The following is a 25,038-nucleotide window of genomic DNA, read 5'->3' as shown; positions in this document are numbered from 1 at the left end:
GATGAGTTTACCCTCAATACTACCGATTTGAATGAAATCATAGCCGAAATCGGTAACAGAACCTCATTGACAGCTGAGCAAATCGAGCAGTATATGGAGATCGATGAGGACGAAGACTCAGTAAACAGTACAATGAATGACGAGGTCGGGGAGGAATGAATAGCATGAAAAGATTCATATCTTTGTTGCTTGCCCTGATCATGTTTTCATCCCTGATGGTTTCGGGTTGTACAGACCAGAGTGATTCGGAAGTGGAAAATGAAACTGCATCCGAAGATACTGCGGAAGATATACTTGCACAGGAAGGTGCAGCAATTACCGATGAAGAAATATCGTCATTGGATGATGATCTCGCAGAACTTGAATCGATGCTTAAAGGTGTCGATAATGAATCCAATATTACTGTAGAGGACATCTAAACATCCTCTATCGTTTTTAGGGGCATGTATTAATAAGATGATTTATATATTAACACATGATCAACATCAGGAGATGATTATGCAAGACACGAAATTTAATGGAGAGGACGGTGCACAATATAATCCGGCTAATGTACTTCTTATCTTTGGTCTTGTAATCATGTTCCTGTTTGCCCTGCTTTTGGTAGGTATTGTAGGAGTAATCTGAGTTGACCGCAATACTTTTATAGAATTACAATTCATTCTTACATAACTAATATGAGCTTATTTTGACATAATCCGAAGTATGCTCGAGGTATATCATGAAGAACATGCTTAAAACTACAGTATTACTTGCAACACTCACGGGTCTGCTGGTAATGGTTGGTTCATACTGGGGTACAGGGGGAATGCTGGTTGCTTTTGCCTTTGCTATCCTCATGAATTTCGGTACCTACTGGTATAGTGACAAGATTGTGCTTAAAATGTACAAGGCAAAGGAAGTTACAGAAGCACAAGCTCCACAGCTGTACCGGATAGTGCATAACCTTGCTTATAATGCCGGCCTTCCAATGCCGCGGGTTTACATTGTAGAAACCTCAATGCCCAATGCTTTTGCTACAGGCAGGAATCCCGAACATGCTGCCGTGGCAGTAACTACAGGTATCATGAATATCCTGAATTCTGAGGAAATTGAAGGTGTTCTGGCTCATGAACTTGCTCATGTCCGCAACAGGGATACACTCATCAGCGCAATAGCCGCAACAATTGCAGGTGTAATCACCATGGTTGCTACATGGGCCCAGTGGGCAGCAATATTTGGAGGACTCGGCGGACGTGACGGTGAAGGCAATAATATCATAGGCTTCCTGGCTCTTGTCATAGTTGCTCCCCTTGCAGCTACGATTATACGCCTTGCAATTTCCCGGTCCCGCGAATTTGCAGCAGATTCAGACGGGGCCCGTATTTCCAAAAACCCCCAGGCTCTTGCAAGTGCTCTTTCTAAGCTTGAGAAGGGTGCAACCAATTACAAGCAAAATCCAAAGGATGTGAAAGCATCTGAAAGTACGGCTCATATGTTTATCGTAAATCCGATAAGGAAAAGTACGCTTGCTAACCTTTTCCGCACGCATCCCACAACAGAAGAGCGTATTAAACGCCTGGAAAATATGTATTAAAAGGGGAGGGATGCCTGCCCGGGGTCGGTCAGGTGTATCACCTTTATCCCCTCTTTTTCAAGTTTTTCTGCAATATGTCTGCGATGACAGTTGCGTGGATTCTTTTCTGCACACATAAGAGCGATCTTTGTATCGTTGTCTGCCTTCCTGTTTATCTGGTATAATAGATCGCAAACCCTTTCCTGAAGTCTGCACTTTCCATATATTCGATGTAAGAACGCTTACCCATCCCACCAAGCAAAGGGTAGTGACAATAGACAATTTCATTCTCTGGGAGTTTAACTTTCAGGTTTTCTGCATTAAATTCCGGACGCTGTGATTGTGGATAACTATGTACATCTACAACGATTTTTATGGTGTTGTCCAGTAATCTATTCAGGAATTCATTAAAAATGCTATTTCCATAACCAATAGTATAGCATATCCGCTGTTTTTCCATAAATACTCTATTTGATACCCGGTTTCATTAGGATTTCGATGGGTTGTTATATATGGATCTATTCAGGTAAAGATTATATATTCATGAAATTCTATTTCCTTGCAGCTTGAGAGGATTTGACATGGTTCACAATACGCCTATAGGAAGAATAATTAAGGCCGATACAATTAGCGATGCATGGTATCGCGGACTCAATATAATATGGAATCACGGGGAAAATGTAACTGATGAAAGGGGCAGCAAAATCAAGGAATTCATGAATCTGATGGTTGTTATCGATAATCCTTATTCCAATGAGATACCTTCTGACATTTCCTGGAATCAGGAGCGTCTGGACGAATATGCAAAACAGCTGATTACGGGGGAAAATCCCCAGGACTTCGAATATACTTATGGGCAGCGATTACGTAACTGGGATGGACGAGTGGACCAGGTCTCCTATGTAATCGATAAACTCAAAAACAGTAATACCACTCGCAGGGCAACTGCTGTAACATGGATACCCTACATTGATACTGAAGTTGATGAAGTGCCATGTATGATCCTCGATGATTTCAAAGTCCGAAACAATCAGGTTCATATGACCACTCTTTTTCGCAGTCATGATTTTGCAGGAGCTTATCCTGCAAATCTTTACGGTCTTTCACAGCTTCTAAAATATGTGGCACAGAATGCCGGTTATGAAACAGGTACTATTACAACTATCAGTGTATCTGCACATATCTATGAACATGACTGGGATCGTATTGAAAAGATTGTTACAGGAGTGTGCTAAATGAGGGTAAAAATCAGTCGTACCAGTGTGGAGGGTGAAGTTTTTGCACCTCCGTCAAAAAGTTACACGCACAGGGCAATCACTATAGGTTCCCTTTCTGAGAAGTGTGTTGTTCGCAGGCCACTTATTTCGGAAGACACAAAGGCTACGATCCGTGCATGTAGAATGCTTGGTGCACAGATTAATGAGGAAAAAGGGGACCTCTTTATTGAGGGAGTTAAGGGCAAACCTCACATTCCTGAAGATGTGATTGATGTGGGTAATTCGGGTACAACATTGCGTTTCATGACTGCTGTGGCATCCCTTGTGAACGGTGTATCGATTCTAACGGGTGACAATTCCCTGCGCACCAGGCCAAATGGTCCCCTTATTGAAGTTTTGCATGACCTGGGTGCGGAAGTAATATCCACTCAGAATAATGGTTGTGCTCCCCTTGTAGTAAAAGGGGGATTGAAGGGAGCAATAGCCAAGATAGATGGGTCCATCAGTTCCCAATTCATCTCCGCACTGTTGATAGCATGTCCGCTCACAAGCCGGAGTACCACTCTTTCCATAAAGGGTGAGCTTCGTTCAAAACCCTATGTCAATTTAACTCTCGAAATAATGCGTAAGGCCGGAGCTGAAATATTTGAAGATAATAACCATAACATCAAATTCATAATTCCTCCCAATCAGGATTACGATTTAAGGGATTATCTGGTTCCAGGAGACTTTTCTTCTGCATCATATTTACTGGCCGCTGCCGCAATGACCGGTTCCAGAGTAGTTGTGAAGAACATGTTCCCTTCCCAACAGGGAGATATGGCTATAATTGAGATACTCAAGCAAATGGGTGCGGGAGTATCCTGGGATAAAGAAAACGGTGTGGTAACGGTTAATGGCCGTGACCTTAAAGGTGTACGGGTGGATGCTGCAGCAACGCCGGACCTTGTGCCAACCATAGCCGTCCTGGGTGCTGTCGCTGAAGGACAAACCGTGATAGAGAACGCCGAACATGTCAGGTATAAGGAAACTGACAGGCTACATGCCATGGCTGTAGAACTCAAGAAGATGGGTGTTTCTGTGAAGGAAGATCGGGACCAACTGACAATAAAAGGGGGTAAGCCCAAAGGAGGTGACCTGCATGGGTGGCATGACCATCGTATCGTAATGGCACTTACGATTGCCGGTATGGTTGCGGGTGATACAACCGTGGACACAGCAGAGTCGATATTCATCTCCTATCCCAATTTCTTTGATGATGTCAGGTCTCTGGGTGCTGATGTTATTGTGGATAAACAGTGATTGTGATCATGAGTTATGATGTCGCCGTGGTGGGAGCCGGCCCCGTGGGTTCGGTTGCCGCAAGATATGCTGCCCTACAGGGGGCAAAGGTTGCTCTTTTTGAGGAACATGCAACTGTCGGAAGTCCGGTCCAGTGTGCAGGCCTTTTGAGTGTGCAGGCTATGGATGAGTGTGGTATAAGTCCCAATGACTCTTCGGTTATTAACAGTGTCAGGGGTGCTTTTGTGCATTCTCCGGAGGGGACCTGTCTTCCTGTAAATGGCGGGCAAACCCGTGCCTTTGTAGTCTCACGCAAGATATTTGACAGGAAACTGGCATCCCTGGCAACTTCTGAAGGTGTGGATATTTTCCTGAACTCAAAGGTTGTTGCAATAGATAATAATTCAGGTTTTAAAAGATTGCATATACAAAGAGCAGGTAAACCTGAAGTTATCGAAGCCTCTGTGGTTATTGGTGCAGATGGTGTACGTCATGGTGTGGCTTCCATGGTGGGCCTGCCGGCTCCTTCACGTATTATGTCCGGTATCCAGTTTGAAGTTCAAATGCAAACAATTCGCCAGGATTTTGTGGAACTTTTCTTAGGTACCTGTGCGCCTGGTTTTTTTGCATGGGAAATTCCATTGTCTGACGGTATTGCAAGATTTGGACTTGCAACCGATAATTTGGCCAGTCAGGATTCTCTGTCATATCTCTGTGAACTTAGAGACAAACTTTCCAAAAAAGGGCGTGTAGTAGATGGTATGCTGGATTTTGTAGTGGGAGGCATTCCTATAGGTGTTGCAGCCAGGACTTTTTCTGACGGTGTATTGATCTGCGGTGATGCAGCAGGTCAGGTAAAACCAACATCAGGGGGTGGTGTTTATACAGGAGCTGTCTGCGCAAAGATAGCAGGTGAAGTTGCTGCAAAGGCAGCATTTGAAAATGATACTTCCCAATCCCGGCTGGAAGAATATGAAATTCGCTGGAAGCAGTCTCTGGGAAAGGAACTAAATATGGGTCTCAAAGCTCACGACTTTGTAGGTAGTTTGTCAGACGAACAACTCAATGAATTATTTTCATCCCTGGCAGAACCGAATGTGCTTTCATTAATTGAAAAGTATGGGGACATGGACCATCCTTCCATATTATTGCGTAAATTCCTGAACCCATTAAATTCCAGGCACCTAAAAGGTTTTTTTGTAGCTTTTTTGAAAACCCTGCTGTGAATTCAGTATATACTGACTCCTTTTACACTTTTTATGTTAAGGATTTCATTTACGGTATCCCCTGATATCTTTGAATCAGTGATAATAGTCATTTTAGCCTTGTCGGTAAAATACGGATCATCTGAAACTGCCTGTCTTATACTGATACCATGAGCGGCAATCACGCCAGATACTTCTGAAAGAATACCTACTGTTGCCGCATCTTCAGGTGTAATAATTATTACTCCAAGTCCCAATGCAGGAGCCACATCCCTTAAAAAGGGAATTGAGCGCACATTCTGGAATATGTTTCGAAGGGTTTCATCTTCAAGTATTGTGTCGGTAGTTGCATCTACGACCCGACGGTCCACACCTGCCTCTTTTGCGAGTTGGGTGTGTGCAATATCGATCTTGCCGGAGGTCACTTTCCCATCCTTACTTACCTGAAAACCTCTTTCGAATAAAATTTTCAGTACCTTTTGTTGGGCAGGATGTTTTTCAAACTTTTCAAGTAACATTTTCCACATGCAAGTCACTATTCATTCAAATTATAAATAGAATTAAGTTCTTTTGTAGTTTGTAATCTCTTGGAATGTTTAGCTGGTTACTTCTTATTTTGTTTTTGTATGTAGGAAGAAAGACATTTTAAGGATAAAATCTATCATAATACAATCTGATTCAATCGGTTAAATGTGCTTTTTACGAATAAAAAATCCATTTTAAGGGTTATATACAAATATTTTACAATGTATAATTATTAAGATACGGTATAAGTTATCATATTTGTGTGGAAGGAGGTATTTTGTGAAGGTATACAAAGATTATGGAGATCTGCCAAAAATCAAGCTTCCGCTTGATCAGGAGGTTTGTATCAGTGATAGTACCATCCGGGATGGAGCCCAAATGCCGGGGATAGTCCTAAAAAGTGGCCACAAGGTTCGAATTTATGACTATCTGCACGAGATCGGTATTGAAAAACTGGAAACTTTCGTTTATAATGAAAGAGATCGCAAAGCCATCGACCTCATGCTTGACAGGGGTTATGAATTCCCTGAGGTGACCGGCTGGGCACGTGCAAAAACAGAAGACATAGATAAGGTACTGCAGATTGGCGGTCTCAATGAAACCGGTATATTGATGTCTGTCTCAGATGTCCATATTCTGGAAAAGATGGGATTGCCCAGCAGAGAAGCTGCCGAGGACAGGTACCTTGAAGCCCTTCAGTATGCAGTAGATCATGGCCTTGCTACCCGTGCTCATGTGGAAGACATGACCCGTGCTGATAATTATGGTTTTGTCTATCCAATGATTGAGAAGATAATGGAAATTGACCCGGAATGTACCATAAGGGTGTGCGACACCATCGGCTATGGGATTCCTTTTGATGGAGTGGACGAACCCTATGGTATTCCCTCAATTACCAAATATCTCAAAGATGAGATTGGTGTTAAAAACATCGAAAGCCACTGTCATGATGATTTTGGTTTCGCTTTTGCAAATTCTATGGCATCTTACTGGTATGGTGCCAACTGGTCCAATGTAACCTTTATGGGTATAGGTGAGAGGGCGGGAAATGCTGAAATGGAAAAATTGCTTTTGTTCCTGGGCCAGCGGGTGGAAGGTTTTGATAAATATAATCTTGATGTCATAACTGAATTCTCTGAATTCATGCAAAAAGAAATCGGCATACGTGTACCTCGTAATAAAGCCGTGGTTGGTAAGAATGTATTCTCTCACGAGTCAGGTATACATGCTGCCGGTGCTATTAAGAATCCTTTCACATACGAACCATATCCCCCGGAGGTTGTGGGTGGAGAACGTATATTCCTTGTAGGTGATTCTTCAGGTACCGAGGTCTTAAGGTATAAGATTCAGGAAACCCTGAGGGAATTGCTTGATGTACAAATCACTGTGGAGAAAAAAGATCCCAGGCTTAAATCCATACAGAAGGATATCCAGGCACTCTATGACAATGAAAAGCGTGTATCCTGTATCTCTGATGAGGAAATCCAGGGTTATGTCGAGAAATACTTCCTGTTTGAGCCAGTTGTAGAAAAGAACATGAGCCGGGAAAGTGCCTATTCTGGTGAATATGTACCAGATCCCCTTTCAAGAAAGAAGAAGGATGTATAAGGTAATTATTAACCTTATACATATTTACTGTTTTTATTCAATTTTGCTGACAATAGCATCTGTCATTTCACTGAGTCTTGCACTGCCGCCCATATCGTAAGTTACATACTTACCTTCGGAAATGACTTCTTCGGTTGCTTTGAAAATAGCATTTGCATTGTCTTTTTCTCCGAGATAGTCAAGCATCCAGGCACCGGCAAGAATTGTTGCAACAGGATTTACTTTATCTTCTCCTGCATATTTTGGTGCTGAGCCATGTGCAGGTTCGAACATTGCATAATTGTCCCCGATGTTTGCGGAATATACCAGGCCAATACTTCCGATAAGAGCGGAGCATTCCTCACTGATAACATCCATGAATAGGTTTGTGGAAAGCAATACTTTCTTGTTGAAAAGCTGCGGGTTCTTGATAAGTTGCTGAGCAATATTGTCGATGTGGTATTCCCAGATGTCAATATCGGGATATTCTTTTCCTATATTCTCGACTTCTTCCAGGAAAGTTCCACATGTCTGTTTGAGAATGTTGCTCTTGTGGATTGGAACGACCGTATCATACCCACGTTTCTTTGCTTCTTCAAAGGCATACATTGCAATGTTACGACAGGCCGGGCGGGTGGTCTTACGCAGTGCGATATACACATCATCCGTCAGTTTTACTTCTTCACCTATGTACATTCCTTCCGTTCCTTCACGTACGCATATAAAATCAACATCACCAAGGGGTGTGTTTGTGTTGGGGAATGTTTTTGTAGGTCGGACATTTGCGTAAAGATTGTATTTCTGTCTGATTGATACTGCGACACTTTTTGGAGAACCCGCACCTCCGGGGGTGGTGGTTGGTCCTTTGAAACCGGCATCGGAGCTTTCCAGTATTTCCCATGTCTCATCGGGAATAAGGGTATTTCCTCCGTTTTCCTCCCACCAGGCGGCACCGGCTTCACAGGGTACAAACTCCACAGCCGTACCTGCTGCCTGTGCTACTTTTAGCATGGCATCGACAAGTTCCGGCCCTACTCCGTCTCCTTTAATAACTGCTGCAGTTTTACTCATTTTAATCACTTCTATAATTACTTATGTTTATAAGGCTAGATGTGCCCCTGTAATGCCTCCATCATATATATGCTATCTGCCCAGTTGACCGTAATAATAATGGTTTATATATTTTTGATGATATTCAGGTGTTTATTAGATTAATTGCGTTAATTTCATTTCCTAAGTATTTTTATATGGCAGGCAATCATACTCTCTTTCATGTCCCCAAACATTCCTATTACCGATGAGCATATACATATTGACCCCCGGGCAAAGGGTATTGATGCTGTAAAACAATTCCAGAATGCAGGAGGAACTCATATGATGGTGGTCTCCAAACCGACATGGACGCTTGGGGTCGAAGTTACAAAACCCGATGACTATCGTGCTGTATTTGATGAAACTGTGAATATTGTCCGCCAGATCAATGAACTTGGGATTGGTGCTTTTCCGGTGCTTGGCGTACATCCGGCAGAAATTACCAAACTATGTGAAAGAATGAAACTTGAAAATGCCACCTCCCTTATGAAAGTGGGTCTGGAGATTGCATCTGAATACGTAAACGAAGGTCTTGCTGTGGGATTGAAAAGCGGACGTCCTCATTATCCTGTCTCTGATGAGGTGTGGCAGGCTTCTAATTCAATAATGTCTCATGCTTTTTCCCTGGGCAAGGGTCTGGGATGTGCTGTCCAGCTGCATACCGAAAGTGTAGGAGAACCTGAGCTGGAGGACATTGCCAGCAGGGCAAAGAGTATTGGTATCCCTCTGGAAAAAGTTGTGAAACATTATGCACCTCCGCTTGTGGATGTCTGTGAAAGGATAGGCCTTTATCCTGGTGTACTTGCCGGCAAAGGAGCAATTGAAGAAGCCCTTAAGCAGGGTAGTCGTTTCATGATGGAGACGGATTATATTGATGATCCGCAACGTCCCGGTGCAGTACTTGGTCCAAAAACCATTCCCCGGCGAACCATGAAGCTTGTTGAAACCTACGGGGAAGAAGTTTTCTGGAAGGTTCATAAGGAGAATATCGAATCTGTTTATGAGGTGGACATTGAACTTTAAAGAGCTGGAAACATACTTGTATTAATTACAGTAGCAATAATTATCTATATTCTTGTTCGTTATATCCTATCAGGAGATAATTAATGAAATTTCTTATCGATAAATTACCGGAAACTGCAAACGCATTTGCAGACATGCGTGCATCCCTTTTCAAGGATAGCGCCCTGGACACAAAGACAAAAGAGTTGATCGCTGTTTCCTCATCGGTCCTGATGAGATGTGAAAAATGTGTAGAAATCCATGCATCCCGTGCAAGAGATAATGGTGCAACCGAGGATGAGATCGCTGAAGCAGTTGCAGTCTCGATGTTTATTGCCGGTGGTTCGCAACTGCACTGGACCCGGAAATACGACCAGATATTTGAAAGTGTAAATGAATGAAACTTATGGTGTCATTGTAATTAAATTTTAGACTCCGAATCCTTCCTGCAAACATTTTTCTCGACGGCATCCGGCAGTTAAACGGAGTTCTTCTCTTATTTCAATACAATTTTGCCATAATCCGTGAACATTGCAGTATGCAAGGGCGCAGAACTCTCTGTATTTGCCAAAATATATTAGTCTGAATAATGCATCAGGTGAAGTTCCCGGGGCGAAGTTGACTCGTCCGATCTGGATTGTATTCTGCATTTTAGTGCGTGCATACAATTCTATCCATTGAATTTGATGCTGCAGCGAATTCGGATGTTTCACATTTTCCCCGACTACAACATGGATGTAATCCTTGCCGCTGTTGCCATAATTTTTTAGAACCTCTATAGAAGGTATGTGTCTTTCTTTTGATTGGGAGTCATATTTGTGTGACCTGTCATTTTTCATAATATCCGATGGATCCATAATTTAGCCTGCTTGTTATCTTTAAAAAGAGATAGTTTCTCAGAATGTTGTCTCCACTCTTCTTACAACTCCTCTGAGAAGTCTGGAAAGAATGTCTGATCCCGTCAGGATTCTTTTTTCTTCATCTGTCCAGTAGATTATCACGTCCTGGTCAATAATATCTCCTTTATCATGCTCAGGATACATCCTTAGTTTTGGAATTACTTCTTCTAGCCTGGTTTTTGGTGACATTACGATAACCGGCCTGTGACAATAATCTTCAGGATCAAGGGTTATGTTGCCGTAGGCTAAATCTCTCAAAAGGTCATCACTGTTAAGTGTACGTATGGGATTCCCCTCTGGATCCGTGATAATAATCCATTTCTTACCGGATTCGCTGATTTTTTTGAGGAAAGGATCTTCAAGGGTTTGTTTAAATTCCGGGAACACCGGTTTCCTGTTTTTTATAGGAAGGGAAATGATACTTTTTGGGTCAATTGGGTTGCCTTCCTTTGTGATCTTTGTATCATCCATTGTCAAAAAATTAAGAGCTCCCTGTCCCTCCACACTTCCGATATCAGATCTTGCGGATTGTATGTGTCTCTGGAGGACTTTTTTAAGGGACCTCTCTTTGAAGAACATTATTTCTTCTTTTCCCAGCCACCAGTCAAGCATTATTGCCGAAGGTTTTGCAAAAGGATAAAGGATCAATTGATACATCTTGACTAATGGAGTTAAATATGCTCCGGCTTTCAGGGCATTTCTGGTGAAATATGCCTGGGGCATAATCTCACCAAAACAGGTTATTATTACAGTGGAGAATACAAATGCAGCAGTACCACCCATTATTGAACCTGTAAGCAGGGCAATAAGAACATTTACGGCAACGTTTCCCCATAATAAAGTTGTTAAAAGAAAGTTGGAATCCCTTCGGATATCTAGTATTTTTCTTGCATCCTTATTGCCAGATTCGGCTTCAGTTTCCAATACCAGCCTGCTCAATCCAAAAAGTCCAATGGTAAGGCCGGAAAACATTGCCGATTGACTGACAAAAAATAAAAGTAGAATCCAGGTTATAATTTCCATATTTTCTTCCACTATAGTTGTGCGACAATATATTTATATCTACTTAAATCTTTGACTGTCGTAATATTGTGATATTGTTCTCAATCTGTATTATCGAACCATTTATGCATGATGTAATTTCCTGTCATAACATATGCCATTAATTTAAAAGAGGAGTTGTTTCAATTTTTATGGGGATATGTTTGCCTGTACGGTAATCTTTGCTATATACCCTTACATTTACTTTTGTTTGAGGATTTGGTATTTTTACTTTATGGGTATCTGTGATTTAGTTATTTTAAAATATGTTTATCTTTTGTTTATTGAAAGGTTAACATACTATTAACATTTTTGATTTGAGAATTATATCATAACTTCTATTAATTATGAATGAAGAAGTTGTAATAGTTTTTAATGTACTATTCATGTGCCTATACGAAATAGGTTTTTGAGTGAGGGTAAAAGTATGACCGAGAAAACATAATTAGACTGGATAGCAATTGCTCTTGTAGTAATTGGAAGTTTGAATTGGGGATTGTTTGGTATATCACAGGACTATAACCTGGTAGAACTTATCTTTGGATATAGCGCAATAGCACGGGTAGTCTACATTATTGTAGGTTTGGCAGCCCTGTACATGATATACTTTGCAAGCAAAGACCACCAGTAATTTGGTGGTCTTATTTTTTATGCATGATGAAACGTGCAGACAGTATAATTATGCTTTCCAAAAGCCCGAATGAAGGTGATTTTTCCGCCATCTTAGTACTATCGGGAAGGCTTTTTTCATCTAGTTCTATCATTGAAATCGAACGTCTTTTGTTTTTTGTTGATGTACATGCAATTTTATTTCCTTCCGGTGACCATTGTGGCATAAAACCTCTCCCGACTTGCAGTTTTTCATTTCCTTTATGGTCAGTTATCCATATTCCGTATTCTCCGATATCTCCGTAATTAAATACGATTTTATCTGCGTCAGGCGACCATGCAGGAAATGAATAGGCCTTGAAGTATCCCGAATTGTTGGTTATTTTTCTTTGATTGCTACCATCAGCATTCATAACCCACAGGCTTGTAGTGTGATTATTACCTGCTCTAACATATGCAATTTCAGCACCATCCGGTGACCAGGCAATGTCATATGCTTTTCCTTTGAAAATGCGGGATTTTCCTGAACCGTCAGTTTCCATAATCCAGATACCTTCAGTTTCCGGATTATTCGAAACGTAAGCAATGAGGTCCCCTTCTGGTTGCCATTGTGGTTCAAGATAGGGGCCATTGCTATCAGTGAGTTTAGTATTTTCGCTACCATCGGAGTTAATTATCCATATATCTGAGTCCTTGCAGATATTTGATTTATTCAACATTCTTTGTTTTGTCCCATCTTCTTTTTCTACCATATCCCATATATCACCGTTTTCAGAAGCTGCAGATACATAAACAATTTTAGAGCCATCAGGACTCCAATCGGCTTTCCAACCCCTCAAGCCCAGCAGGTAGTTTTCCAGAAAGGCTCCTTCAGTTAGTTTCCTTTTGCCAGAACCGTCTGGATGCATCGTCCATAATTCATAATTTCCTGTCAGATTTGATATATAGAGTAACAAATTTCCTTCAGGAGACCAGGGGTCAAAGAAGAAACCTCCGCTTTCATCTCCAGAAGTTAATTTTTCTTTATCTGTTCCATCTGCTTTTGATAAGCAGGCACTTAGATTTTCCAGTGAATTACCTGTGCTTGAAGAATAGGCGATATATGTTCCATCAGGGGACCAGTAAGGAGCAAAATTGTGTGTGGAATTTTCAATTGCAAATGTATTCTCGTCTGCATTACAGGGGCTTGCAATAAAAAATAATATCAGGGTGGCGAAACAAAGGAGGTGTTTTAGATTCATCTTTATACTTCCAGTACACAGTAACAGAATGTACACATAGTTAATTTTGTTGTCATTCATGAAACTCCTTTGCCTTATGTGGGTATAATTTACTAAGTGCATATTATATAAATTAATTGGTAATATATTTTATTTTACTTTTAGGTTGTCACATTGATTCACAATGTCTGATAGCAAACCTTTAATCCTTCCAGACAATATTCTCTTCCCCAAACCAACTTAAAACAATCCTTTTAATCTTTCAGGACACATGTCTCTCAAAAATATAATGATAAAGGGTGCCAAAGAGCACAATTTAAAAAATATTGATGTAGTGTTGCCCAGGGATAAATTAATCGTGATCACGGGTTTAAGTGGCTCGGGCAAGTCATCTCTTGCTTTTGATACGATCTATGCTGAAGGCCAGCGTCGCTATGTTGAATCGCTTTCATCATATGCCCGGCAATTCCTGGGGCAGATGGAAAAACCCAATGTGGAATACATTGAAGGGCTTTCTCCTGCTATTTCAATCGAACAGAAGACCACCAGCAAGAATCCCCGCTCCACCGTGGGTACCGTTACCGAGATATACGACTACCTGAGATTGCTGTTTGCCCGTATAGGGGCTCGCCACTGTCCGGATTGTGGGCGTGCCATCGAACCCCAGAGTGTTGACCAGATTGTGGACAACATAATGAAATTCCCTGCAAAAAGCAAACTTCATATCCTGGCGCCTGTTGTCCGGGAGCGTAAAGGTGAATACAGGAAACTTCTCGCTGATATCCGGTCTGATGGTTATTCCCGTGCACGTGTGGATGGGGAGATTATCCGGCTCGATGAAGCTGATTCCCTGGAACTGGGGCGCTACAATAAACATAATATTGAAATTGTGGTTGACAGGCTTTCCATCAAAGAAGGAATAGAAGAGCGTCTCTCTGATTCTGTGGAACAGGCCCTTGCCAGAAGCGGCGGGATTGTTATAGCTGATGTTGTGGATGGCGATGAATTCGTATTCAGCGAAAAACTTGCCTGTCCACACTGTGGAACTGGATTTGAAGAGCTGGAACCTGCCATGTTTTCCTTTAACAGCCCCCAGGGAGCATGTGATGTATGTCATGGCCTGGGAACTTCCATGGAATTCGATCCGGACCTGATAATCCCTGACAGATCCCTGTCTCTCAATGAAGGAGCAGTTGAACCGTGGGGTACTAGAAAAGATGGCTACTACATGCAGTCTCTCCAGTCTCTTGCTGATTACTTCGGATTTTCTATGGATGCACCGTTTGAAGACCTGGAGCCACAGTACCAGAATATGATTCTCTATGGAACGGCCACCAAGGTCCCGATGGTCCATACCGGCAAAGGTGGGGGTATCTGGAAACGCAACAGCCGGTTTAAAGGTGTGATTGCCAATATTTCCAAGATATACAATCGCACAGATTCTGAGAATACCAAGGACCGGCTCAAACGTTATATAAGCACCAAACCATGCCCGGCCTGTGAAGGTGAAAGGCTCAAGCCAGCCAGTTTGTCTGTTTTCATAGACAAATTCAATATAATCCAGACAACTCATATGTCTATTGAGGATTGTCTCCACTTTTTTGAAAAACTGGAACTTCACTTAAACCAGCGGGAATTCACCATTGCCCGACTTATTTTGAAGGAAATCAAGTCCAGACTGGGCTTTTTGGTTGATGTGGGTCTTGATTATCTAACATTGAGTCGTTCAGCATCCACTCTTTCCGGAGGGGAAGCCCAGCGTATCCGTCTTGCCACTCAGATAGGCTCCAGTTTGATGGGGGTACTGTACATTCTGGATGAACCGAGTATTGGTTTGCATCAGCGGGATAATCTCAGGCTTATCAACACTCTCAAACACTTACGTGATATCGGTAACACCGTTATTGTTGTGGAGCATGATGAAGAAACAATAATGAGTGCCGATCATGTTGTGGATATGGGACCAGGTGCCGGTATTCATGGTGGAGACCTGGTAGCGGAGGGAACTCCTGTGGAAATTATGCAAAACCCGGATTCTCTCACGGGGAGATATCTCAAAAGGGAACTGGAGATTCCGGTGCCCTCGGAACGGCGTACTCCTGAGGGTTTCATTAAACTGATTGGTGCTGCTGAAAACAATCTCAAGGAAATCGATGTGGAATTTCCTCTCTCAGTAATGATATGTGTAACCGGGGTTTCAGGGTCAGGTAAAAGTACACTTATCAATGAAACCCTGAATAAAGTGTTAGCCCGCAAACTCAATCGTGCCAGGGAGAGAACAGGAAAATATTCCGCTATCGAAGGTCTTGAAAATGTTGACAAGGTAATTACAATAGATCAGTCTCCCATAGGCAGGACTCCCAGATCCAATCCGGCTACCTATACCAATCTCTTCACACCCATACGTGAATTATTTGCCCAGACAAAACTTTCCAAATCCCGCGGCTATAAACCGGGTCGTTTCAGTTTCAATGTACGTGGAGGCCGTTGTGAGACCTGTGGCGGGGAGGGAATAATCACTATTGAAATGCACTTTTTGCCCGATGTTTATGTGCCCTGTGAAGTCTGTCATGGCAAACGGTACAACAGGGAAACCCTTGAGGTAACTTACAAGGATAAAAGCATAGCCGATGTACTGGATATGACAGTGGAAGAGGCTCTTGGTTTTTTTGCAAACATTCCAAAAATAAAACGTAAGTTACAGACACTTTTTGACGTTGGTCTGGGCTACATCAAACTCGGTCAGTCTTCCACCACGCTTTCCGGTGGGGAAGCCCAGCGTGTCAAACTTGCTACTGAGTTGAGTAAACGCTCTACCGGTAAAACGGTCTATATTCTTGATGAACCAACCACAGGGTTGCATTTTGATGATGTCAGGAAGTTACTTGAAGTGCTTCAGCGCCTCGTTGAGGGAGGAAATACAGTAATTGTAATAGAGCACAATCTGGATGTTATCAAGGTTGCAGATTGGATTATTGACCTTGGTCCTGAAGGTGGAGAAGGTGGAGGACTTGTTGTTGCAGAAGGGGTTCCTGAAAATGTGGCAAAGGTCGAAGGTTCCTATACCGGTGAATTTTTGAAAAACATTCTCTCCTGAGAACTCGGGCACAAGGTTTATTTTCTTTCAGGAAAGAATTTACATGACCAAAATACTGGTTACCGGCCTTACCGGGGGTGTATTTATATGGTAAGAAAAATCCGTTGCAAGAATATCAAGAATGACCTCGAATATCTGGGGGGCATCATGTCACATCAGGAAGGCAGGGAGCCCACTCCTGATGTGGCCAGGTTTAAAACCCAGGTAGAATATAAGAAAACACTATGCAAAATACTAAGGAATGAAAAAGAGAAGGAAGAGCTTGATCGCTGATTCCTTCATATATCATATTTTTCAAAACATGGAAGGCAGTAAAAGTTGCCGTTCATAACTCTTGCCCGGCTTTCCATCATTCCTTCGCCACATTCACTGCAGATGAGGGTCTGGAAAATAACTGCCTTTTCAGGCGGTTTTATTTCGATTTCCTCAATTTTGAACAGCTCTTCAAGAGGCATGTTCAGGACTTCATGGGATTTTTCTTCATGTTTTTGCTTAAACCTTTTTTCTTCCTCTTCTGTAGCACTGCCTTCCCTGATCTTTGGAAACAGGTTCTGATGTTCTTCATCATTTTTCATCCCATCAGGTTTCACCACGAGCCGCAGAGCTTTATCGTCTCCCCGATTGAAGAAAGTGTACACATGTTTGCCGAAATCACGATATATCAGATTACCTTTCCCGAAGGTGCATCCATTGACCACCTGTATGGCATCCACAGAACATGACTTGTTTTCAACTATGCACACGAGCTCTTCATCCTCTGCCCTTATGTTTTTAAAATGTTCCTCTGCTGCTTTTGCAGCCCTGAACCCCAGAGATAATCCGGGACAAAGATGACCGTGGAACTTTATTGCGTCTTCAATTTCCATCAAATCCCTCATAGGTATTGTTTTCTTAACTTTTCAACTGTAATTTCAACTTGCTTAACTGCGGTACCGGTATATCGGTAAGGATCAACAAGTTTCTCGACATCCTCTCCATTAAGATAGCCGGATACATCTTTATTTGCAAGCAAAGTTTCACGCAGGTGTTTTCCGCTTTCGTGGGCCTGCATGGCAGCTGTACGTACTATCTCATGGGCTTCCTGTCTGCCGACACCTCTTTTTGCAAGTTCTATCATGACCGCCTCGCCCATATTAAGTCCTTTGAGCAATTCAAGGTTACGCTTGATGTTTTCCGGATAAAAGTGCAGGTTATCGGTCACATGGATTCCGAGTTTCAGGATGTGGTCGGTTAGCACACATGTTTCAGGGAAAACAACCCTTTCACATGAAGAGTTTGTAAGATCCCTCTCATCCCATAGTGTATTATTCATAAGTTCAGGTTCAATCATGGAGCGTACAATTCTTGCAAGCCCGCAGATCTGTTCGGATTTGATTGGGTTGCGTTTATGGGGCATTGTAGAGGAGCCTACCTGTTTTTTGCCGAAACTTTCCTCGACTTCTGCAAGTTCACTTCTCTGCAGTGTTCGTAATTCAACACCAATTTTATCCAGTGTTGTTACGACATTTGCCATCCACATAACAAATTCCGCATGACGGTCCCTCTGGATAATCTGGTTGGAGACATCCACACCTGTGATCCCAAGATATTCCATCGCTTTTTTCTGGATTTCAATACCCTTCTCACCAAAAGCAGCCTGGGTACCTACAGCCCCGGTCATCTGGCCTACTTCTACCCTGGGCTTGAGCTGTTCAAGTCTCTCTATATGCCTGCCAATCTCGGCTGCCCAGATTGCAAAACGCAGGCCGTATGTTGTTGGTACGCCGATCTGTCCGTGGGTTCTGCCCGCACATACAGTTTCTTTGTGTTTTTCAGCCTGACGCAGGAGCACTTCCAGTAGTTGTCTGATTTTTGGTTCCATTACTTCAATGGCATCTTTCATCTGGAGACCTGTAGCCGTATCCAGCATATCGTTTGATGTTGCACCGAAATGTACCCATTTACTGGCATCTTCCTCACATTTTTCGGAGATGGCAAGCACAACTGCCATCATGTCATGATGGATCTCATCTTCGATTTCTTTGACCCTTTTGAGTTCCACATTTTCAATACTTTGTTCTATTATCTTAGCGGCGTCTTCAGGGATTAATCCCACATCAGCTTCTGCTTTTGCAAGGGCTGCCTCTGCTTTCATGATACATACCAGGCGGTTTTCCTCACTCCAGACATGTTTCATTTCCTCGGTTCCGTACCGGTATTCTATGGGATGGATGGCCATTGATATTCTCCTTTTGTGACTATAATTTCAGATGATTGGTTTTAATGGAACTACAGATTGCTTTTAATTATAATTATGTTTGGGTTAGCAGTACAGGCGTACCCATGATATTCTTTATGAATAATAGCCGCTTCCTATCACTCCACAGGAACTACCATCTTATAGCCGCTCACCTCACCAATGGTCACTTTTACCCCATAAACAGCTTCGATATTTTCAGGTGTGATTACTTCTTCCTTGCCGTGTGCAAACACTTCCCCATCTTTAATAAGGACATAACGATCGGAATATCGAATTGCCAGATTAATATCATGCATGGTTATTACTGCTGAAACGTGTTCTTTCCTGGCAACCTCTACAACAGTATTCAGGATACCCAGCTGGTTTTTCAGGTCCAGGCTGCTTGTGGGTTCATCCAGCAGGAGTATTCGGGGCTGTTGCACCAATGCACGGGCAAGGCTTACTTTTTGCAATTCACCGCCGCTCATCTCATCAATGTAGCGCAATGCAAGCTCTTCCATCCCCATGTCCGATATTACCTGACGGGTAATTTTCATGTCTTTTTCTTTCATACCCCATTCGATGTGAGGTTTCCTCCCCAGTAATATCGCATCAAATGCTGTCAGACGACTGGGTTCTGTATTCTGGGGAACATAGCCGAGCATTTTTGCGATTTCTATTCGGGGAAGTTCCAGAACATTTTCCCCTTCTACAATTATACTTCCGGATTTTGGAGTAAGAATTGTGTTGATACAGCGAAGCAATGTGGTTTTCCCTACACCATTAGGTCCCAGAATTGTCAGTACTTCTCCGGGGTTGAGGTCAAATTCAATTTCCTTGAGTACTTCTCTTTTTTTATAGTCAAACTGAAGTTCTCTTATTTTTAGCATTAGTGGCTATACCCCCGGATAAGCAGATACAGGAACAAAGGTGCCCCCATGAATGCAGTAATTATTCCTACAGGGAGTACATAGGGTGCAATTATCAGGCGTGCTGCAACGTCAGAAGCAAGCAGAAGAACCGCGCCTACAATACAGGCAGAAGGTATCAGGAAGCGCTGGTCATCTCCTACAAACCGGCGGGCGATATGCGGGCACACCAGCCCGACAAATCCTATTATTCCAAGAAAAGACACAGCTGCTGCAGTTGCCAGTGATGCCACCAGCATTCCTGTCAGGCGCACTCTGTCAACATTCACTCCCAGTCCCCTGGCGACCTCATCTCCTGCATCAATCGCATTATAGTTCCAGCGATTATAGAAGAAATAGGCTGAAGCTAGCAGTGTGATAAATCCCATTATGTAGATACTTTCCCAGTAAGCTCTTCCAAGATCTCCGAAGGTCCAGAACACTATTTCCGGTAGTTCTGAGTCATCTGCAAAAAACTGTAACAGCATTGTTGCAGCCGTAAGCAACGAACTCAATGCCACTCCAACAAGTATGAGCACTTCCGGGGTTGCATTTTTGTATTTTGCAATGGCCAGAATCGTTAAAGTTGATATCAGGGAAAATGCAAAAGCGGAAAGCGTTGTCATGTAAGGCAAATCGAGCATCGGCAGCCAGTTGCGTGTACCTGCCAGGATTGAAAGAGTGGCTCCAAAAGCGGCTGCATGGGAGATTCCCAGTGTGTAGGGTGATCCGAGAGGATTGCGCAGAATGGATTGTAAGACGACCCCTGATATCGAAAGGGCGACACCTGCAATTATTGCAGCAATAGCACGGGGTATTCTCAGATTCCAGATAATTGATTTGGAATGTGTTAATTCAGTTGGCATTCCAAGTATCGTTCGGGTTATTTCAAAGATTGTAAGGTCGGCATTCCCTACTGAAAGGGAATACAGGAATATTCCTCCGGTCAACAATATTGAAATGAGAATAAAGGAGACCTTCCTGCCAATGTAACTTCTGTACTTTTCAGGAAGTGTCCCCACTTCATCCTCATATTTTTTGCAGTAATATTCCATGTAATCCCCTGATAGTATTATTCAAATGAAATCTGTCCAAACTCATGGCCGAAATTGTCGGTCATAGTTTCGTAGATATCCTCATTTACAGACGATTCGGCATAGAGGAATGAATATATCTCATTTGCTTTTTCCTGTGGATTTACGTCCTGGAATTCTGAAGGATAGACAACTTTTCCTACATACCATGCATCTGCAAGTACATTTCCATGGTTTGTTGTGTACCAGTTGTAAGGCATGACTCCATAAATTTTATCATTTTTCGCCGCCTCCAGTTCAGAATAAACCCCGCCGGTTGCAAAAGAACTAATGCCGTACTTTTCATTTGTATGGGTATTCCCATTCTCCGAAAATTCATAGGTACCCAGATCAACGAAAATGTAATCGATACCCGGATTGGAATCCCAATTAAAAAGGGCATCATCTCCTACCTGATAGCCTTCCCAATCTCCGGTTTTTGAAACGCCGGAAGCAACATTGTTGACATTAACATATTCAAAAGGGGGATAATCCGGCTGTGTGGAAAGAATACCGTGTGAGCCTCGGTAACTAATTCCTGCTATATATGCAGTGGGAGTTTCTTTATCCTTAGTTCTCTCATTGAGTTCTGCAATTTCTTCTTCAAAGAAAGTTATTACTTCGTTGGCTCTTTGTTCCCTGTCCATTACATGGCCCATGATCTGGAGGGATTGTTTCATGTTTTCATCCCCGGTATTGCCATAATTCAGGCCAACTACCGGTATTCCGACATCAGAAGATAATTTATCCGCATCCTCAGCACTGGAATATGTATAGAATATAACATCAGGAGCCGGGTTAAGAGTCAGAATGGATTCTGCATCATACTTACCCCTGAAAGCGCCAATATAGGGATATTTTTCAGAATCTGCGAACTGGGGGTTTGCGATCCTGTATGGTCTTTCAGGAGAATCGATGGATTCCTCCCATTGTTCAATGTCCTCCACTCCGACAACTGTGTCCTGTTCTCCAAGATAACACAGGTATCGTAATGCGCCCGGTCCCACACAAATAGTATGCTCGATGTTATCGTTTATCACTACTTGTCTTCCATAAGAATCTGTTATGGTGAGCGTTTCATTATTCCCTTCATTTCCTTTATTTTGTGGTTCAGAAGAATCCATGCATCCACAGGATACTAGAATAATTCCTAATATTGCCAGTGTGAGTAATATTTTTGTTCTATGCATACAATCATCTTCAAATTTGTAGTAATTAATAATTGTTCATAATCTCATATTAAGTGCTATTATTATTCATTTTCGTAGCAGTTAATTCTATAAATATTTGTTGCGTATTATTCATGAGTATTTTTTGTATTTTTTAATGCTACAGAACAAGAAACGAAACACAGGTTTTGTATGGTGTACCCACAACCATTATATACCATGTTTACTTTATATAGTATATAGTTCATAATTATCAATGGAGGGTATTTATGTCACAACAAATCTTTGAGTTTTCAGAACAGCAGAAAAAGGAACTTTCCGATCTTTTCGGGGAAAGGGTCAATTTAAGTCGCAGGGAACGTCATTTCTATAACCATGATGTAGGAGCTTTGCCTTCCATGGCAAAGAGACTCCTTGGAAAAGCAAAACCTGCTGCGATTGTTAAACTCAGGGATGAGGATGATGTTGTCAATTTGATGGATTTTGCTTCCCGCTATTCAGTACCTGTAGTTCCCAGGGCTGGAGCTACATCCGGTTATGGGGGTGTGATTCCTACAAAGGGAGGAATCATTGCTGATGTCGGCAGGTTAAACCAGATTTATGATATTGATAGGGAAAAACTGACAGCAACAGTCGGGGCGGGAATCGTCTGGGAAAAACTGGAATCCAAACTGAATCATGTTGATCTTTCTGTCTGTGCCCTGCCTTCAAGTGCACCGGCAGCAACCGTTGGCGGCTGGCTTGGGCAGAACGGTCTGGGTTATGGAAGTTATGAGTACGGCTGGTCACAGGAAACAATGCTTTCCGCACGACTGGTAACTCCCGAGGGTAAGGTGCGTGAGTTCGAAGGAAATGATCTGCAAAAGATTGCAGGCAATTTGGGTGTGCTTGGTATTATTACACAGGTCACCCTCAAGATACGACCACACAGACAAACAAAAGCATTTTCTGCAAGTTTTGAGAATCCTGATGCTCTACAAAAGGCTCTGCAGTTGATTGATGAGCGCAACATTGCGCTCTGGTCCATATCATTTATTAATCCGGGTTTTGCTGACATGAAAAATCGTGCTCCTCAAAAATTGCACCATGGTGAACCCATTGTGCTGGATGATGTCGATTTACCTGAAGCTTATATCTGTAATTTTTTCTATCCGGATAACAGGGATGTGGGTGGTCTTGAAGATGCCATCAAAGAAGCCGGTGGTTCCATCCTTCCTGAGCAAATTTCAAAACATGAAACTGGTGAATGGTTCCGGACGATGAAAGTCAAAAGGCTTGGACCTTCTTTTATTCCGGCAGAGGTAGTAGTGCCACAGGACAAGGTCAGTACGGTAATCAATGAGATTAACGAAAAAATTTCGCTGCCTGTATTGATCGAAGGGACGGTTTCGCGGGATGGCGAAGTCGTACTCCTCTGTTTCATTCCTCATTCGGAGAGGTCTTTCAAGTTCAATATGGCATTCACCCTGGCTCTCAGTATCATCAGGATCGCTGAAGATAACGGAGGCAGGATGTATGCTTCGGGTCTCTATTTTGCGGGTCAGGCTGAAAAAGTTTACGGTGAGATGCTCAAACAATTGATGGATATCAAAAAGGAGCTTGACCCCTCAGATATCATGAATCCTGAGACATTTACCGGCAGGGGATTATTCACTTCTGCTATTTCAATGGCAGGTAAAATGGAACCTCTGATGCGCTTTGTGGGTAACATGTCAGGAGTGGATAAGACTGATTTCAAAGATCAGAAAAACATTCCTGGTGACATAATTTCCCACGCTTATACCTGTGCACAGTGCGGCTATTGTGTAAACGAATGTGATCAGTATTACGGGCGTGGATGGGAATCTCAATCCCCCAGGGGTAAATGGTTCTTTATCAAGGAATACCTGGCCGGAAGGGATGAGATTAATCAGGAACAGACAGATACTTTCCTTGCATGTACTACCTGTGAATTGTGTGATGTACGGTGCCAGCTGGATCTTCCCATTGAGAATTCATGGTTGCGCCTGAGGGAAAATCTTGTGCAGCAGCGTGGTAAGATGACCTTCCCGCCATTTGAGATCATGGCTCAGAGTCTGAACAAGGAACGCAATATCTGGGCGGAATACCGTCAGGGCAGGGATGAGTGGGTTCCTGAGGACCTCAAACCCAAAATCAAGGAAAAGGCAGATTATGCCTATTTTGCTGGCTGTACGGCTTCTTTTGTGGAAAAAGATATCGCAGAAGCTTCTGCTCGCATGCTTTCTGATGCCGGAATTGATTATACTATTCTGGGCAAGGAAGAATCCTGCTGTGGTATTCCGATGCTTGCAGCCGGGAAGTGGGATGTTTTCGAAAACATCATGAAAATGAATGTGGGCAATATGAAGAAAAAAGGTGTAAAAACTGTAATTACTTCCTGTCCAGCATGCTGGTTCGTGTGGCATACCTATTACCGCCAGTGGGCCGAAAAACTGGGAATTGATTATGATTTTGAAGTCAAGCACTATTCCGAAGTACTTGCTGAAAGGATGGATGTACTTGAACCCAAACTCAAGGTTCCACTTGAAAAGACCGTTACTATCCATGATGCCTGTCACATGGGGCGTGCCGGAGGTATCTATGAGCCACCCAGAAAGCTTGCAAAAGCCATTCCCGGTGTTGACTTCCGTGAGATGGAGCACAACAGGGAAAACGGACACTGCTGTGGTTCAGTATTGACCCTGGTGAGCGAGCCTGACGTTGCCAATATAATTGGTGGTGTGCGGCTGAAAGAAGCCGAAGCCGTGGGTGCGGATATTATGCTTGCCGCCTGCCCATGTTGTCAGGTGCAGCTGCGTGTGTCTGCACAGAAGAGCAATATCCCTGTGGATGTGCAGGACCTGGGTGCAACCGTGGCCCGTAGTATGGGGTATGATATTGCTGATACTACAAATGATGCTCTGGTGGGTTGGGCTGCCTTTGAGCAGATGATCTATCTTATGAAACCTGAGAACATGACCAATCTGATGATGGAATTGATGCCACAGATGATGGAGGCCATGCCTTCGTATATGAGGGGAATGATGAAAACGGTCAAGTATGTACCGGGTATGGATAAACTAATGGCACCGATGATGCCCAAAATGATGCCGATGCTTCTGCCTTCCCTGATGCCGAAGGTCATGCCGGATATGCTTGAAGCAGTTACCCGTCATGTCCAGATGCCCGATTACATGGAAGAACAGCTCCCGGACCTGATGCCAAAAGCGATGGAGAATCTGATGCCCAACATGCTCCCACAGATTGCACCGCTTTTGACACCCCGGATGATAGAATACATCAAGCAGAACTAAGATTTGATACACCCCTATAAGGGGGT

At 42.8% G+C, this 25,038-nt stretch carries 24 protein-coding genes and 1 pseudogene; 13 read left to right on the top strand and 12 right to left on the bottom strand.

Annotation, left to right across the window (positions count from 1 at the left end; translation table 11 throughout):
- Positions 1 to 164 precede the first annotated feature (164 nt).
- From CI957_RS06035 to htpX, 3 genes are all read left to right on the top strand, one after another.
- Entirely contained in the window at positions 165 to 419 is a 255-nt protein-coding gene (locus tag CI957_RS06035) for a hypothetical protein (RefSeq protein WP_105460677.1), read from the top strand.
- A 79-nt stretch (positions 420 to 498) separates the two neighbouring features.
- Positions 499 to 627 carry a hypothetical protein gene (locus CI957_RS11080; RefSeq protein WP_258082589.1) on the top strand — a complete coding sequence of 43 codons (129 nt, stop codon included), beginning with the start codon at positions 499 to 501 and terminating at the stop codon, positions 625 to 627.
- Positions 628 to 721: 94 nt separating this feature from the next.
- Positions 722 to 1,576, top strand: a complete 855-nt coding sequence (htpX, locus tag CI957_RS06030) for a zinc metalloprotease HtpX (protein WP_128754458.1) — start codon at positions 722 to 724, stop codon at positions 1,574 to 1,576.
- Here the strand turns inward: htpX and CI957_RS10885 are convergent.
- Positions 1,573 to 1,692, bottom strand: coding sequence for a DUF488 domain-containing protein (locus CI957_RS10885; RefSeq protein ID WP_241645959.1), 120 nt, complete (start codon positions 1,690 to 1,692; stop codon positions 1,573 to 1,575). The two genes, htpX and CI957_RS10885, sit on opposite strands and share 4 nt — an antisense overlap.
- A gap of 3 nt (positions 1,693 to 1,695) precedes the next feature.
- A pseudogene (locus CI957_RS06020) lies at positions 1,696 to 2,015 on the bottom strand (DUF488 family protein); the annotation flags it as partial.
- A gap of 121 nt (positions 2,016 to 2,136) precedes the next feature.
- On the opposite strand from CI957_RS06020, the gene CI957_RS06015 reads away from it, so the two are divergent.
- From CI957_RS06015 to CI957_RS06005, 3 genes are read left to right on the top strand one after another with little or no spacing between them, the layout of a single operon-like run.
- Positions 2,137 to 2,790 (top strand): thymidylate synthase, encoded by a 654-nt coding sequence (locus CI957_RS06015; RefSeq protein WP_128754456.1) that lies wholly within the window; start codon positions 2,137 to 2,139, stop codon positions 2,788 to 2,790.
- On the top strand, positions 2,791 to 4,074 hold the full coding sequence (gene aroA / locus CI957_RS06010; protein ID WP_096712195.1) for a 3-phosphoshikimate 1-carboxyvinyltransferase: 1,284 nt from the start codon (positions 2,791 to 2,793) through the stop codon (positions 4,072 to 4,074). It abuts the gene before it with no gap.
- A gap of 8 nt (positions 4,075 to 4,082) precedes the next feature.
- Entirely contained in the window at positions 4,083 to 5,279 is a 1,197-nt protein-coding gene (locus CI957_RS06005) for an NAD(P)/FAD-dependent oxidoreductase (RefSeq protein ID WP_128754455.1), read from the top strand.
- Positions 5,280 to 5,281: 2 nt separating this feature from the next.
- Here CI957_RS06005 and CI957_RS06000 read toward each other — a convergent pair whose 3' ends face one another.
- Positions 5,282 to 5,785 (bottom strand): amino acid-binding protein, encoded by a 504-nt coding sequence (locus CI957_RS06000; protein ID WP_096712196.1) that lies wholly within the window; start codon positions 5,783 to 5,785, stop codon positions 5,282 to 5,284.
- Positions 5,786 to 6,062: 277 nt separating this feature from the next.
- Between CI957_RS06000 and CI957_RS05995 the strand changes: the two genes are divergently transcribed.
- On the top strand, positions 6,063 to 7,391 hold the full coding sequence (locus tag CI957_RS05995) for an isopropylmalate synthase (RefSeq protein WP_096712197.1): 1,329 nt from the start codon (positions 6,063 to 6,065) through the stop codon (positions 7,389 to 7,391).
- A gap of 33 nt (positions 7,392 to 7,424) precedes the next feature.
- On the opposite strand, the gene CI957_RS05990 is transcribed toward CI957_RS05995, so the two are convergent.
- Positions 7,425 to 8,441: an isocitrate/isopropylmalate dehydrogenase family protein gene (locus tag CI957_RS05990; protein WP_128754454.1), complete on the bottom strand. Its 1,017-nt coding sequence runs from the start codon at positions 8,439 to 8,441 to the stop codon at positions 7,425 to 7,427.
- A gap of 201 nt (positions 8,442 to 8,642) precedes the next feature.
- Between CI957_RS05990 and CI957_RS05985 the strand changes: the two genes are divergently transcribed.
- The gene (locus CI957_RS05985) at positions 8,643 to 9,485 is read left to right on the top strand and encodes a TatD family hydrolase (protein WP_096712199.1); all 843 of its coding nucleotides are present in this window, start codon (positions 8,643 to 8,645) and stop codon (positions 9,483 to 9,485) included.
- Positions 9,486 to 9,568: 83 nt separating this feature from the next.
- A complete protein-coding gene (locus tag CI957_RS05980) occupies positions 9,569 to 9,865 on the top strand; it encodes a carboxymuconolactone decarboxylase family protein (protein ID WP_096712200.1) in 297 nt (98 codons plus the stop codon).
- A gap of 27 nt (positions 9,866 to 9,892) precedes the next feature.
- On the opposite strand, the gene CI957_RS05975 is transcribed toward CI957_RS05980, so the two are convergent.
- Together CI957_RS05975 and CI957_RS05970 are read right to left on the bottom strand one after the other, a co-directional pair.
- Entirely contained in the window at positions 9,893 to 10,321 is a 429-nt protein-coding gene (locus CI957_RS05975) for a desulfoferrodoxin family protein (protein ID WP_096712201.1), read from the bottom strand.
- Positions 10,322 to 10,360: 39 nt separating this feature from the next.
- Positions 10,361 to 11,386 (bottom strand): DUF21 domain-containing protein, encoded by a 1,026-nt coding sequence (locus tag CI957_RS05970; RefSeq protein ID WP_096712202.1) that lies wholly within the window; start codon positions 11,384 to 11,386, stop codon positions 10,361 to 10,363.
- 472 nt (positions 11,387 to 11,858) lie between these two features.
- Between CI957_RS05970 and CI957_RS05965 the strand changes: the two genes are divergently transcribed.
- Positions 11,859 to 12,035 (top strand): DUF378 domain-containing protein, encoded by a 177-nt coding sequence (locus CI957_RS05965; protein ID WP_096712203.1) that lies wholly within the window; start codon positions 11,859 to 11,861, stop codon positions 12,033 to 12,035.
- Between the two features lie 10 nt (positions 12,036 to 12,045).
- On the opposite strand, the gene CI957_RS05960 is transcribed toward CI957_RS05965, so the two are convergent.
- Complete coding sequence (locus CI957_RS05960) at positions 12,046 to 13,314, bottom strand: TolB family protein (protein ID WP_164909044.1); 1,269 nt, start codon at positions 13,312 to 13,314, stop codon at positions 12,046 to 12,048.
- Between the two features lie 190 nt (positions 13,315 to 13,504).
- Here CI957_RS05960 and uvrA point away from each other — a divergent pair, with 190 nt between their 5' ends.
- Positions 13,505 to 16,330 (top strand): excinuclease ABC subunit UvrA, encoded by a 2,826-nt coding sequence (gene uvrA, locus CI957_RS05955; RefSeq protein ID WP_128754453.1) that lies wholly within the window; start codon positions 13,505 to 13,507, stop codon positions 16,328 to 16,330.
- 87 nt (positions 16,331 to 16,417) lie between these two features.
- The gene (locus tag CI957_RS05950; protein ID WP_096712206.1) at positions 16,418 to 16,603 is read left to right on the top strand and encodes a hypothetical protein; all 186 of its coding nucleotides are present in this window, start codon (positions 16,418 to 16,420) and stop codon (positions 16,601 to 16,603) included.
- A gap of 5 nt (positions 16,604 to 16,608) precedes the next feature.
- On the opposite strand, the gene CI957_RS05945 is transcribed toward CI957_RS05950, so the two are convergent.
- From CI957_RS05945 to CI957_RS05925, 5 genes are all read right to left on the bottom strand, one after another.
- Positions 16,609 to 17,196, bottom strand: coding sequence for an FmdE family protein (locus CI957_RS05945; protein WP_128754452.1), 588 nt, complete (start codon positions 17,194 to 17,196; stop codon positions 16,609 to 16,611).
- Between the two features lie 8 nt (positions 17,197 to 17,204).
- On the bottom strand, positions 17,205 to 18,548 hold the full coding sequence (gene purB / locus CI957_RS05940; protein ID WP_096712208.1) for an adenylosuccinate lyase: 1,344 nt from the start codon (positions 18,546 to 18,548) through the stop codon (positions 17,205 to 17,207).
- Positions 18,549 to 18,685: 137 nt separating this feature from the next.
- Positions 18,686 to 19,438 (bottom strand): ABC transporter ATP-binding protein, encoded by a 753-nt coding sequence (locus CI957_RS05935; RefSeq protein ID WP_128754451.1) that lies wholly within the window; start codon positions 19,436 to 19,438, stop codon positions 18,686 to 18,688.
- Entirely contained in the window at positions 19,438 to 20,511 is a 1,074-nt protein-coding gene (locus CI957_RS05930) for an iron ABC transporter permease (RefSeq protein WP_128754450.1), read from the bottom strand. The genes CI957_RS05935 and CI957_RS05930 overlap by 1 nt, the downstream gene beginning before the upstream one ends.
- 17 nt (positions 20,512 to 20,528) lie before the next feature.
- The gene (locus CI957_RS05925; RefSeq protein WP_164909043.1) at positions 20,529 to 21,653 is read right to left on the bottom strand and encodes an ABC transporter substrate-binding protein; all 1,125 of its coding nucleotides are present in this window, start codon (positions 21,651 to 21,653) and stop codon (positions 20,529 to 20,531) included.
- A gap of 314 nt (positions 21,654 to 21,967) precedes the next feature.
- Here CI957_RS05925 and CI957_RS05920 point away from each other — a divergent pair, with 314 nt between their 5' ends.
- A complete protein-coding gene (locus tag CI957_RS05920; RefSeq protein ID WP_128754448.1) occupies positions 21,968 to 25,012 on the top strand; it encodes an FAD-binding and (Fe-S)-binding domain-containing protein in 3,045 nt (1,014 codons plus the stop codon).
- Positions 25,013 to 25,038: the final 26 nt, after the last annotated feature.

The sequence above is a fragment of the Methanohalophilus sp. WG1-DM genome (assembly GCF_004104135.1).
In the GTDB taxonomy this organism is placed as follows: domain Archaea; phylum Halobacteriota; class Methanosarcinia; order Methanosarcinales; family Methanosarcinaceae; genus Methanohalophilus; species Methanohalophilus euhalobius.
Note: the sequence above shows the minus strand (reverse complement) of the source record. Positions and strands in the feature narration are given on the sequence as shown.